Genomic DNA, 14080 nt, shown 5'->3' with positions numbered 1-14080 from the left:
TTTATTTAGGTAGAATAAACAGCGCTAAAATGTTCCCAAAACCAAAAATTACAGTTATCAACCAACAACTTAACAAAGCCAGCTGCCATTTTACCCTGGCAAAAGTATTATCAATAAGAATAATTAAAAAATACGCAAATAAACTTAAAGCCAATCCTGCAAGCGGCCGATGAGCAAAGAATAGATAAATAAAACCTAAAATCAGCATATTTTCATACCAATGTGCCAGCTCAATCATCGCCAGCGCCTTTCCGGAAAACTCCGTGGTAATCCCTTTAACCAACTCCTGATGCGCATGATGCGAAGTAGATAAATCAAAAGGTGATTTCCTAAACTTCATTGCTAAAACGTACAACAAACCAAATAAAATTCCTGGTAAATAAAAAATTAACGGCCTCCCAAAAGAAACGATATCGGAAATATAAAAACTGCGCGTAACCATATACATACCCACGGCAGTTAAAATAATGATCGGCTCATAAGCCATCATCTGCAGTAATTCTCTCTGGGCGCCAATAAAGCTGTATGGTGAGCTGGCTTTAAACCCGGCGAGAACAAAAAATATCGCTGCCAAGGTAAAAGCAAAGATTACAAGCAATATATCTTTTCCGGTAAAGAAAATAGCTCCGGTAAAGATTGCCAGAACCAAAAAAAACCCAATGTAAAAATTCTGAGACCTTCTTACCACCAAATTTTCTTTCTGAACTAATTTTAAAATATCAAAAAACGGCTGTAGGATCGGCGGGCCGATCCTGGACTGCATGCGCGCGGTAATCTTTCTGTCTAATCCGGACAAAAGGCCTCCGATTAAAGGAGCAAAAATTAAATATAATATGATATTCAGGAATATATTCATAGCAAAGACAATCCCAGCATGGCGATTACTAAAACAATACTGATAATCACTCCGAATTTAAGTAATTTTTTCTCGTTAAAATAATCTTCTAGGTAATAGTTATTCATCGACATACTCTTGATTGCCCCGGCAGAACCGCGAAACTCGACATTACTATTGATATTTGCCCCGCCTAAATAGGCATCCACTACCTTTACCCGCTTTCCGTAATTGATAAAACTCAAAGGAAAAAGCAAAACCATCGCTAACATAATGGACATAATCTCAATATTTCCGCGGCTCATCGTAATTGTGCGCGCGTAAATCTCAAGGCAATACGGCTCAATTAAAAAAGAGGAAACCAGCGGGAAGAAACCGCAGATACTAATCGTTAATACCGATAATGCTCCCAGCGAAAACCATTGGCTTCTGCTAATTCCCTGCTCAATTTCATTCTTATGTTCGGCAACAATAATGAGTTTTCCCATCCATTTTACCCAGAAGAAAAGGGTAACTGAACTTCCGAAAACTACAAATATAACTAGCAAAGGATTGTAGTCCACCAACGCCTTAAGCGCCGCCCATTTACTGATTAACATGCCAAAAGGAGCCAAAAACATGCCTGCCATACCAATCTGCAGCATAATAGACAGCTTAGGCATAGTAATAATCAAACCTGACATATTTTCAATATTACGGCTGTGAATCTTATGCTCTACAGTCCCCACGCAAAGAAACAGAAGACACTTAGCGATAGCGTGAAATACAATCAGCAAAATTGCCGCCCACATTGCTTCATATGTGCCGATACCGGCGCATAAAACAATTAATCCCAAATTGGCAATAGTGGAATAAGCCAGAATCTTTTTGGCATCGCTCTGTGAAACAGCTGAAAATGAAGCAACCAAAAAAGTTATCCCCCCGATTAATGCCAGGACAAAACCCGCCATAGTCCCCTGTAAAACCGCAGCAAACCTTAAAATTATATATACCCCTGCTTTTACCATAGTGCTGGAATGTAACAATGCCGATACCGGAGTAGGAGCAACCATCGCTCCCAATAACCAAGAAGAAAAAGGCAGCTGCGCAGACTTAGTCAACCCGGCAAAACAAATTAACATTACCGGAATCAAAACCCAAGCCTTACCTAATAACATTACTTTATTCAACTCAATACTTCCTGTTGTCCTGTAAAAAATTATGATTGCTGCCAAAAATGCCAGGCTCCCTAAAAGATTAAATTCTAAAGCAACAAAAGCATTATTTCTTGACTCCTGCGTCTTCTTATACCCGATCAGCAAAAAAGAACAGATTGTAGTAATCTCCCAAAAAAAGTAAAGCCAAAGGAGGTTATTGGAAAAAATCACCCCAAACATCGCAGAAAGAAATACAAAAATAACAAAAAAGAAGAAGTTGCGCCTGTCTTTAATCTCTTTATGATAATCACGGTGAAAATCACCCATATACCCGATAGAATAAACACAAATTAAACTGCCAATAATCCCCACTATCAGGGACATAATAATCGAAAATTTATCTATGAACAGGTTATTCTCTACAATAACTTTGGCGCCGTAGGAATACTCGAAATAAAACATCAGGGCTGCTTGAAATAAAATAAACAGGGCCACCCAGGCGCGTTTAAATTTTAACCCTAAATATAAAATATAACCGGCCAAAACCCATTTCGTAAAAAACATAATCTTATCAACCAGATACGACTGTGCCTTAAAATATTGGATGCTTTGATGAAAGGTGCTTATCAACAAGCAAATCGCTATCGCAGAGATAGCCAGAGCAGACAATTTGACTACCGCATTCTGAAACCTTTGCCCTTTTAACAGAAGCAGAATTACAGATGTGCATAACGGAAATATGATTAAAAACGCTAATAGGTACAAACTTCTCTCCTTGTATTTTCCTGATAGTATAACTCAAAATTAGAAAAAACTCGAATTTTATAACATCGGTAGGCTTGAGTTACCCGTAAGGTATTTATCCATATAGTGGGCAGCGCGCCGGCCTTCAGCGATTGCCCAGACAATCAGGGATTGGCCGCGGCGCATATCTCCACAAGCAAATACACCTTGCTTAGAAGTCATAAAATTATTGCCGGTCTTTACGTTTTGCCTTTGATCTAGATCTAATTTAAACTCCTCAATTACGCCTTTTTTCTCAGGATGCAGAAAACCTAAAGCCAAAATTACCAAATCTGCCTCAATTTCAAACTCTGACCCCTTTACTTCATGTATAAGCGGACATCCCGAAGCGTCTTTATTCAACTCAACTCTTACACATATAAGCTTCTTAACTTTTCCATCTGCGCCGATAAATTTTTTGGTTAATATCGACCAATCCCTTTGCCCCCCTTCTTCATGGCTGGTAGAAGATTTAAACAGTAAAGGATACTTAGGCCAAGAATAATCGCTAGTTCTGCAGGTAGGCGGTTTGGGCATAATTTCAATCTGCATAACGCATGATGCACCCTGGCGATGAGCAACTCCTAAACAATCTGCTCCGGTATCCCCTCCGCCGATAACTACCACGCGCTTAGCCTTAGCATCAATCAATTTATCATCTGGAATATATTCTCCTTTTACCCTCTTATTAGACTGAATTAAATAATCCATGGCAAAATTGATTCCCGAAAGATTCCTACCCTCAATATTTAATTCCCGCGGCGTCCGTGACCCACAGGCAATACAAACGGCATCAAACTCCTGCAATAATTTTTTCGCGGATAAATCTACGCCTACAAAAACATTCGTTTTAAATTTAATCCCTTCTTTTTCTAAAATCTTTACCCTACGATCAATTATTTTCTTCTCCAATTTAAACTCGGGAATACCATAGCGCAGGATTCCTCCAATAGTATCGTCTCTTTCGAAAACTACAACCTGATGACCAGCGGAATTTAACTGGTCGGCGCAAGCAAGGCCGGCCGGGCCTGAACCAACAATGGCAACTTTTTTTCCTGTCTTTTTTTTGGGGATCCTCGGTTTGATTAATCCAGACTTAAAAGCATATTCAATGATACCCAGCTCATTTTCGCGGATCGTTACCGGGTCATCATTGATCCCTAAAACACAGGAATATTCGCAAAGCGCAGGACAGATCCTTCCGGTGACTTCAGGAAGGTTATTGGTAGCTCTCAGTAAATTAAAAGCCTTCTCCCATTGATTATGGAAAACAAGATCATTCCATTCCGGTATATAATTCCCAATAGGGCATCCGCAATGGCAAAAAGGTGTGCCGCAATCCATGCAACGCGATGCCTGCTCCTTGCTCTGAGATTCAGTACGCAGCAAATTAACCTCGGCGAAATCTTTTACCCTTTCGCAAACCGGCCGGTATATACCTGGCTGCCTTTTAACCTTTAAAAAACCCTTAACATCACCCATCAGTATATTCTCCCAAATCAGCTTTCTTAAGAACTTTTCTCTCTTCCAATATACGCTTATATTCTAAAGGCATAACCTTGATAAAAAGATTTGCATACTTATGGAAATTAGCAAGGACCTCTTTTGCTTTGGGGCTCTGCGTATATTTGTGGTGATTAAACAACAATTTTTTGATTGTTTCTATATCCTGAGCATCTATCTTTTCTAAGCCGACCATTCCCAAGTTACATCTTTTCTTAAAATCGCTACTTTCATCCAGACAATAAGCGATCCCGCCGGACATTCCGGCTCCAAAATTCCTACCGCATTTGCCCAAAATAACAACCCTTCCTCCGGTCATATATTCACAACCGTGATCACCTAATCCTTCAACAACCGCGTTTAACCCGGAATTCCTAATACAGAACCTTTCTCCGGCAACCCCTCTGATATAAGCCTCTCCGTTAATTGCACCGTAAAAAGTAGTATTACCGATAATAATATTTTCATCCGGTTTATAGTCAACCAATCTATCCGGATAAATTATAATTTTTCCTCCTGATATCCCTTTACCCACATAATCATTGGCCATACCCTCAAGAGCAAAAGTTATCCCTTTAGCTAAAAAAGCCCCGAAACTCTGTCCGGCTACACCTTTAAAATTACATTTAATCGTATCTTCGGGCAGCCCGCTTTCGCCAAACCTTTTGCAAACCTCTCCACTTAACATTGCTCCTGTGGTACGATTTACATTTTCAATCAACTGCTCTATATGAACGTTTTGTGATTTCTCTAATGCCGGCATGGATAATTCTATAAGTTTTAAATCCATAATTTTATCGATACCATGATCCTGCTCTTTACAATAATGCGTAATTACCGATTCAGGCACCTGCGGTTTAAAAAGAATTTTAGAAAAATCTATTTCCTTTGCCTTCCAAGGTAAAATCTCCTGATTTAACTCTAATAAATCAACCCTTCCCACCATATCCTCTAATTTCTTTATGCCTAAAGAGCTCATAATCTGGCGCAGCTCATTGGCAATAAAAATAAAATAATTTATAATATATTCCGGCCTGCCGGTAAATCTTTTCTCTAAAACCTCATCTTGGGTAGCAATCCCTACCGAGCAATTATTTAAGTTGCAATGCCGCAGCATTACGCACCCTAATACGATTAATACCGCAGTGCAGAAACCAAACTCCTCAGCGCCAAGTAATGCAGCAATAGCTACATCGCGTCCGGTACGCATCTGACCGTCGGTTTGCAAACGAACCCTACTTCTTAAATCATTTAACACCAAAGTCTGATGAGTTTCTGAAAGGCCTAGCTCCCAAGGAAGACCAGCATATTTAATCGAGCTCAATGGAGATGCCCCGGTACCACCGTCCTGGCCTGAAATAAGAATCATATCCGCATGCCCCTTTGCCACGCCAGCAGCTACTGTACCTACACCAATTTCAGAGACCAATTTTACGCTAATGCGCGCTCTAGGATTGGCATTCTTCAAATCAAAGATAAGTTGCGCTAAATCTTCGATTGAATAAATATCATGGTGGGGAGGAGGTGAAATTAAAGTAACTCCCGGAGTAGTATAACGAGTCTTGGCAATTATTGCGCTTACCTTATGCCCAGGAAGCTGGCCTCCCTCGCCGGGTTTTGCTCCCTGAGCAATTTTAATCTGGATTTCATCGGCATTAACTAAATAAGTTGTAGTTACGCCAAACCTACCAGAAGCAACCTGCTTAATTGCGCTTCTAGTGGAATCGCCGTTTGGTAAAGGAGTAAAACGCGATGGATCTTCTCCCCCTTCTCCGGTATTAGACTTTCCCTTCAATTTATTCATAGCAATAGCAATTGTTTCGTGTGTAGCGCGGCTAATCGAACCAAAACTCATTGCTCCGGTAGCAAATCTTTTTACAATCTCTTGGACCGGTTCAACTTCATCTAAGGAAATAGGTTTTTGTGTTTTAAATTTCAGTAAGCTTCTTAAAGTGGTAGGATTTTTTGACTGATCATTAATTAAGGCGGCAAACTCCTGATATTTCTTGGTATTATTATTGCGTACCGCATCCTGCAAAGCAGTAATACTATCCGGATTCCAGAGATGAAATTCTCCGTCGCGCCTCCACTGGTAAAGGCCGCCTGTTGCCAAGTAATCCTGCCCTTGAGGCCTTTTCGGAAATGCCCCAGTATGGCGCATAATAGTCTCTTTGGCGATTACACCTAAAGATGCACCGTTAATCCTAGAAACTGTACCAGTGAAATATTCATCAATCACACTTTCACTTAATCCCACCGCTTCAAAAATCTGGGCACCGCGATAGCTCTGTAAGGTTGATATACCCATTTTAGAAAGGACCTTTAAAATCCCCTTATCTACTGCCTTTATATAATTATGCTTGGCCTTTTTTGTATCCAGGTCAAGCTCTTTATCTTTAACCAAGCTCTCTACTGCTCTAAAGACTAAATACGGATTAACACAGTCTACTCCGTAGGCAAAAAGCAAGGCAAAATGGTTTACTTCGCGGGGCTCGGCACTTTCCAAAATAATACTGATCTGTGTACGCAAAGAACGCCGCACTAAATAATGGTGCAGCGCAGAGACTGCCAAGAGGCTTGGGAGGCTAGCATAATCTTTATTGACCCCTCTATCGCTTAAAATAATAAAACTATAACCTGCCTTTATGGCGGATTCGGCTGCCTGAAATATTTTTTTAAGCTCCTTGGAAAAATTAATTTTTTCGTCCGCTTGAAAAAGTAACGAGATAGTTTTAGTTTTAAAGCCATTCTTTTTTATTCTTCGTATTTTCTCAAGCTCGATATCGCTTAAAACCGGACGAGCCACTAATAATTTATGGCAATGATCCTCTCCGTCGCTTAAAATGTTCTTTTCCGGGCCCAGGTAGCTGGCCAAACTCATTACCAACTCCTCGCGGATAGGGTCAATCGGAGGGTTAGTTACCTGGGCAAACAATTGCTTAAAATAAGAAAACAAGAGTTGCGGCTTGGCTGAAAGCACAGCATGCGCAGTATCATTACCCATCGAGCCCACCGGCTCCTGGGAATTTTCAGCCATTGGTTTAATCAGTGTTTTTAAATCTTCACGCGTATAGCCGAAGGCTTTTAACTGCGTTAAAGTATCAGCCTTATCTTTTTTGGGGGTTTTCTCCGCCAAAGTATCTAACTCCAATATATTTTTCTTAACCCATTGCTCATATGGCCTCTCATGCGCGAGCTCTTTTTTTATCTGGCTATCTTCAATAATTCGCCCAGCTTTTGTATCGATAAAAAAGGCCTTCCCTGGTTCAAGCCGTCCCGAATGAAGAATATTAGAAGGTTTAATATTCAAAACTCCTACCTCAGAAGCCATAACCACAAAATCATCTTTAGTCACAATATAGCGGCAAGGCCGCAATCCGTTACGGTCAAGAACTGCGCCGATAGAATCGCCATCAGTAAACGCAATCGCTGCCGGTCCGTCCCATGGCTCGATAAGACAAGTATGATATTTATAAAAAACCCTCACATCCTGACTGAGCATATTATTCTGCTCCCAGGCAGCTGGTATTAACATCGAGATTGTATGCACAAGGCTTCTACCGGATAAGGTTAAAAGCTCAAAAACATTATCCAGGATCGCTGAATCACTACCGCCTGCAACGATTACCGGTAAAATCTTCTTTAAATCTTTGCTGAATAATTCACTCTTTAAAAAACTCTCTCGGGCACGCATCCAATTAATATTTCCTCTTAAAGTATTAATCTCGCCATTATGGGCAATAAATCTAAATGGCTGGGATAAATCCCAGGTAGGAAAAGTATTGGTCGAGTAACGCGAATGCACCAGGGCTAAAGCGCTTTTAATCTCCTTGGAACTTAGATCTAAAAAGAAACTTTCTACCTGATGCGGCATAAGCAGGCCCTTATAGATAAAGGTTCGGCTGGACAAACTTGGAATATAAAAAAAAGGTTTTTGTTTTATCTTAGAGGCACGGATAATATTTTCAACCTGCTTACGGATAATATAAAGTTTCCTTTCAAAAGCTAAAACGTCAACTATATTTTTATTGCGGCCAATAAAAATCTGTTCAATTTGCGGCTGAGTATCTTTTGCGGTTTTTCCAATATCCTGATTATTAACGGGAACCTTGCGCCAGCCTAAAAATATCTGGGCCTCATTATTAATAATATTCTCAAATGTTTCTTTGCAAAATTTACGCTCTAAGGCATCCTGCGGCAAAAATACTAATCCGGAAGCATACTTACCTTTTTGAGGCAGGCTAATATTTTCTTTTTTACATACAGAAACAAAAAATTCATGCGGAAATTGAATAAGCAAGCCGGCCCCGTCTCCGGTTTTAGGATCTGCCCCGGTTGCGCCGCGATGAGCAAGACGCCTTAGGACTTCCAGGCCTTGCCTGACAATATCATTGCTCTTATTCCCTTTAATATTACAAACAAACCCAACGCCGCATGAATCATGTTCAAACTGCGGGTCATATAAACCTTGTTTTTTCGGTAAATGCGTATATCTCATATATTTGTTTTCCACCTATCTGCATTAATGCTCAATTTTTTTATTTTTGCCCGCATGGTATTGCGATTTATTCCCAAAATGCGCGCTGCCTTTAGTTGATTGCCTTCACAACGTTCCAGAGTTTGTTCAAGCAAAGGCTTCTCTATTGCCTCTAAAACAGATTTATAAAGTACCCCTTTTTTTTCAATAAACAAAGAATTTTCCAGCTCTATTACTTTATCTTTAATAAAAGCCAGATCCCTTATGCAGTCTTTCTTGACTACTCGGATTACATCATTTCCAGATTCACTTCCGGATAAGGCGTAACCTTCCTGCTCTAACATTTTAGTCAAGGCCTCTTTAGCCTTTAATTCATCTTCTGTGATAAGTATAGTAATCATAAATTGCCTAAACTTTATGCATGCCTGGCGATAAAAAAAGACGTTCACTTTGGCAAAAAACAACCTTGGCCATCATGAACGTCTATGTTCTTTTTGTTATAATTTAGGCACTACAATGTGCCTAAATATACAAGTAAAAATAAGGTTATTTTGGTAACCTATTTTATAAACAACATTTCGCGATACTTAGGTAAATCCCAGGCATCATCGGAGACCACGCATTCAAGCTGATCAACATGCTTTCTAATGTGCTCCATCAAAGGCTTAAGTCCCTCAAAATAAAGCTCTGCGCGCTTCTCATTGCTTACCTTACTGGCCTTCTCAAGCAGCTTAATCATTTCACCGACATTCCTGCGTACATAATAAATCTTGGCAACTATTTCAGCCAAATGCTCCTTCTTATCCTTTAACGCCGCAACATCAACTTTTAAACCGGCATCCTTCTGTAATTTTACTAGCGCATCCAAATTTAACGCTAACAATTTTTCATATTCATAACCTGCCGGGACTACTGAGGCATTGACCATCTCATTTAAAGTATTGGCCTCGATTTCAAGGGTCAGGTTATACATGTGGATCCAGATATGGTAACGGGCGACCAGTTCTTCTTTGGAAAAAACTTTATATTTCTCAAAAAGAGCAATATTCTCTTTTTTGGTTAGAGCCTCTAGCGACTCATAAGTCGAAGCAATATTCGGCAATCCACGCTTCTTGGCTTCCTTAATCCACTCCTCTGCATAATTATTCCCCTCAAAACGAATATCTTTAGTCTCTTTAACGATCTTAGAAATTACCAAGAGTACCGCAGAATTAAAATCCTTCCCCGTAGACGTGGCCCGCTTAATGCTATCCGCAACATAATCCAGACTTTCAGCAATAATCGTGTTAATTACCGCAATAGGTGTTGAGATGTTTTGCGATGAACCGACGGCGCGGAATTCAAACTTAGCGCCGGTAAAAGCAAAAGGCGAGGTACGATTACGGTCAGTTGTATCCTTATTAAACTTAGGCAAGCGGGCTAACCCCAAATCAATAATATCGGCTTTGGAAACCTTAGATTTAACCCCTTTCTCAATCATATTCAGAATAGAGGTAAGTTGCGCGCCCAAGAAAACACTAATGATTGCCGGCGGAGCTTCATTGGCGCCCAAGCGGTGCTCATTACCGGCTAGAGCAACGGAAGCACGCAGGAGATCGGCATGCAAATAAACTGCTCTTAAAACCGCAGCCAACACTGCTAAAAACTGTAAATTATCTTCAGGAGTCTGCCCAGGATTAAGCAGATTATTACCTAAATCATCCGCCAGCGACCAATTTAGGTGTTTTCCGCTTCCGTTTATGCCGGCAAAAGGCTTCTCATGTAAAAGACAGACCATACCATGCCTTAAAGCAACTTTTTTCATCAACTCCATAAGTAGCTGATTGTGGTCAGCGGCTATATTTGACTCTTCAAATATCGGAGCAAATTCATACTGATGCGGCGCAACCTCATTATGCCGGGTCATTACAGGAATTCCCAACTTATAGGCTTCAACAGCCACTTCAAACATAAAATTAACTACACGTTCTTTAATCGTGCCAAAATATTGATCCTCTAACTGCTGCCCCTTAGGTGACGGCGCGCCAACCAAAGTACGGCCGGTCATAATCAAATCCTGGCGTAAATTATAATAGTTTTTATCAATTAGAAAATATTCCTGTTCCGGCCCACAGGTGGAAAATACTTTCTTTACATCTTTACGACCGAAAAGCTTTACCAATCCTATAGCAGCATTATTTAATGCTTCATCTGAACGTAAAAGCGGTAATTTTTTATCTAACGCCTCGCCATGGTAAGAAATAAATATCGTGGGGATACATAAAGTTTTACCAAGTGTACTTTCAATAATAAATGCCGGGCTTGAAGGATCCCAGGCAGTATAACCTCTGGCTTCAAAAGTCGCGCGAATTCCTCCTGAGGGAAAACTTGAGGCATCCGGCTCACCCTGGATTAATTTATTGCCTGAAAATTTTTCAATTACTTTTCCCGGAGCAGTAATAGAGATGAAACTATCGTGCTTCTCTGCAGTCAGGCCGGTCATCGGCTGAAACCAATGCGTATAATATGTGGCGCCTTTGGCCATCGCCCAGTCTTTCATGGCACCGGCAATCTCATTCGCCTGTTCCATGGTAATGGTCTTGCCCTCAGACATCCAAAGCTTAAAAGCTTCAAAGGTAGGCTTAGAGATATGCTTCTGCATAGTTTCGGTGTTAAAAGTATTTTCTCCAAAATAAGAAGAAACCTTTTTCGGAGAATCAATTTTTTCCAAGTCAGTGCTCTTAATTTTAAATAAAACCTTCTGTCTTATGCTCATTTTCCCCCCCTTGCACATTAAAAGAATATTGGATTTATCTTACCACAATCAGCAAAAATTAAAAGAGGCATTCTCTAATACACCAGAACGCCTCTGTTCTCTAATTACAAGTAAAAAAGAATCATTTCTGGTAACTTCAATCTTCTTAAAAACCAGGTGACGGTTCTCTTAAGAAAGAGAACCGTCACCTGGTTTTCCTACCCTATCGCCACTGCCCCGCGTTCTTCAGTGCGGATACGGATGCATTCTTTAAGATCGAGGACAAATATTTTTCCATCTCCGGTTTCACCGGTTTTGGCGCCTTTAACAATTGCCTTGATTGTCGGTTCAAGATAATTATCGTTTACGGCAATCTCAAGGCGGATTTTTCGCAGGAGATTCCCGGTTTCTTTAGAACCGCGGTAGACTTCAGTGATACCTTTCTGGCGGCCATGGCCTAAAACTTCGCTTACGGTAATCAGGTTTACTTCTACCTTATACAGCTCCTCCTTTACTTCTTCTAGCTTATACGGTTGAATTATAGCAATCACTAGTTTCATATTATCCTCCTTTGTAAACTCTAGCTCTAAGTTTTAAGTTATAAGCTGTAAGCTTAAAACTTGCCGCTTACGGCTTATGGCTTAGAGCTTTCATTCAAGTATCGTATATGCCCTCTCACGATGCTGGGTAAGGTCAAGACCGACCAGCTCATCTTTCTCACTTACACGCATCCTAAAGAAAATATCTACGAGCTTATAAATAATAAAAGTAGCAATAAAAGTATAGCTTACTGCAACCGTAACCGCCAATAATTGTATAAGTAACTGCTTAGGATTACCATATAATAAACCGTCCGCTCCTGCCGGATTTATTGCTTTAGAAGCCAATACCCCGGTTAAAAGCGTACCCAGTATTCCTCCTACGCCATGCACGCCGAAGGCATCCAAAGAATCATCATAACCAAACCGCGGTTTAGTTACTGCAACCGCGATAAAACAAATTATACTGGCAGCAATACCGATAATAATTGCTGAAATCGGGCTTACAAATCCCGAAGCAGGAGTAACAGTGGCAAGCCCAGCAATCGAACCGGTTACAATACCAAAAACCGTAGGTTTGCCATTACGTATCCACTCCAAGAACGCCCAGCTTAAACCGGCTGCGGCTGCAGCAGTATTAGTAGCAATAAAAGCGCTTACTGCAATTCCATTTACCGCCAAAGCGCTGCCGGCATTAAAACCATACCAGCCAAACCATAAAAGCGCAGTTCCTAAAACTACAAAAGGGAGGTTATGTGGAGACGGTGTATGCTCCAAGTTCTTTCTTTTACCAATGATAATAGTAGAAACTAAAGCTGCAATTCCGGCGCTAGTATGCACAACAATACCTCCGGCAAAATCAAGCACGCCAAGGTTTCTAAGCCAACCTCCTACTCCCCAAATCCAGTGACACAAAGGATCATAAACAAAGGTTGCCCAAAGTAGGGTGAAAACTAAGAAAGCCGAAAACTTCATCCTTTCGGCAAAAGCACCAATAATAAGCGCTGGAGTTATAACAGCAAACATCATCTGAAAAACCATAAATGCCTGATGCGGAATAGTCACAGAATAACCCGCATAAGGAGCTGCCCCCACTCCGTTTAAACCAAACCAACTAAGGCCTCCCCAAAACCCATTTCCTGGAGCAAAAGATAGGCTATAACCAAAAATTATCCATTGTAAAGACAACAGACATAAAGCAACAAAACATTGCATTAAAACGCTTAAAATATTCTTGCGCCTGACCATGCCTCCGTAGAAAAAAGCAAGGCCGGGAGTCATCAGCATTACAAACGCCGCCGACATCAGAACAAACAACGTATCCGCTTGATTAATCATCTCACCTCCCATAAATAGTTTCTTCTCTTAAACCCCATTTCCCGATTGGGCTGGAAACTGTTTCGATTAATTTGCTCAACTGGATAACCAATTGCGTAAAAATAGGGTAAGTAAATTCCGCCATAATACATGGCGGATTCGCCACGATTTCTGGCGAAAAAAAAGCGCCTTTACGGTTATTTTATAAACCGTATTGGCGCTTACATTGCGCTTCTTCAATATAAACACTACTGTGTGCTTATATTAATCTATAATAGTACAAGTAAACAACTACCTGTTTTGGTAACTTAAATTAAATTTTGCGAAGCAAAATTTATCCTGAGTCCACAATAAGCTTTTATCTACAGACGAAGGATCTCTAATTCCTACCCTATCGCCACTGCCCCGCGTTCTTCAGTGCGGATACGGATGCATTCTTTAAGATCGAGGACAAATATTTTTCCATCTCCGGTTTCACCGGTTTTGGCGCCTTTAACAATTGCCTTGATTGTCGGTTCAAGATAATTATCGTTTACGGCAATCTCAAGGCGGATTTTTCGCAGGAGATTCCCGGTTTCTTTAGAACCGCGGTAGACTTCAGTGATACCTTTCTGGCGGCCATGGCCTAAAACTTCGCTTACGGTAATCAGGTTTACTTCTACCTTATACAGCTCCTCCTTTACTTCTTCTAGCTTATACGGTTGAATTATAGCAATCACTAGTTTCATATTATCCTCCTTTGTAAACTCTAGCTCT

At 40.6% G+C, this 14080-nt stretch carries 9 protein-coding genes; all 9 read right to left on the bottom strand.

Going from position 1 to position 14080, the window contains the following annotated elements; all coding sequences use genetic code 11:
* Window position 1: 1 nt before the first annotated feature.
* Window positions 2–856, bottom strand: a complete 855-nt coding sequence (locus tag PHC29_03625) for an NADH-quinone oxidoreductase subunit H (protein MDD5108583.1) — start codon at window positions 854–856, stop codon at window positions 2–4.
* Window positions 853–2736, bottom strand: a complete 1884-nt coding sequence (locus PHC29_03620) for a proton-conducting transporter membrane subunit (GenBank protein ID MDD5108582.1) — start codon at window positions 2734–2736, stop codon at window positions 853–855. Before PHC29_03620 ends, PHC29_03625 begins: the two co-directional genes overlap by 4 nt.
* A 57-nt stretch (window positions 2737–2793) precedes the next feature.
* Complete coding sequence (locus tag PHC29_03615; GenBank protein MDD5108581.1) at window positions 2794–4236, bottom strand: glutamate synthase subunit beta; 1443 nt, start codon at window positions 4234–4236, stop codon at window positions 2794–2796.
* Window positions 4229–8755 (bottom strand): glutamate synthase large subunit, encoded by a 4527-nt coding sequence (gene gltB / locus PHC29_03610; GenBank protein ID MDD5108580.1) that lies wholly within the window; start codon window positions 8753–8755, stop codon window positions 4229–4231. The genes PHC29_03615 and gltB overlap by 8 nt, the downstream gene beginning before the upstream one ends.
* Window positions 8752–9183: a helix-turn-helix domain-containing protein gene (locus PHC29_03605; protein MDD5108579.1), complete on the bottom strand. Its 432-nt coding sequence runs from the start codon at window positions 9181–9183 to the stop codon at window positions 8752–8754. The genes gltB and PHC29_03605 overlap by 4 nt, the downstream gene beginning before the upstream one ends.
* A 110-nt stretch (window positions 9184–9293) precedes the next feature.
* Window positions 9294–11489 carry a glutamine synthetase III gene (locus PHC29_03600; GenBank protein ID MDD5108578.1) on the bottom strand — a complete coding sequence of 732 codons (2196 nt, stop codon included), beginning with the start codon at window positions 11487–11489 and terminating at the stop codon, window positions 9294–9296.
* A 197-nt stretch (window positions 11490–11686) separates the two neighbouring features.
* On the bottom strand, window positions 11687–12028 hold the full coding sequence (locus tag PHC29_03595) for a P-II family nitrogen regulator (GenBank protein MDD5108577.1): 342 nt from the start codon (window positions 12026–12028) through the stop codon (window positions 11687–11689).
* A gap of 90 nt (window positions 12029–12118) precedes the next feature.
* On the bottom strand, window positions 12119–13345 hold the full coding sequence (locus PHC29_03590) for an ammonium transporter (protein ID MDD5108576.1): 1227 nt from the start codon (window positions 13343–13345) through the stop codon (window positions 12119–12121).
* Window positions 13346–13710: 365 nt separating this feature from the next.
* Window positions 13711–14052, bottom strand: coding sequence for a P-II family nitrogen regulator (locus tag PHC29_03585; protein MDD5108575.1), 342 nt, complete (start codon window positions 14050–14052; stop codon window positions 13711–13713).
* Window positions 14053–14080 lie beyond the last annotated feature (28 nt).

Source organism: Candidatus Omnitrophota bacterium (genome assembly GCA_028712255.1).
Classification (GTDB): Bacteria; Omnitrophota; Gorgyraeia; order Gygaellales; family Profunditerraquicolaceae; genus UBA6249.
The sequence above is the reverse complement of the archived record's forward strand: the minus strand, read 5'-3'. Positions and strand labels throughout refer to the sequence as shown.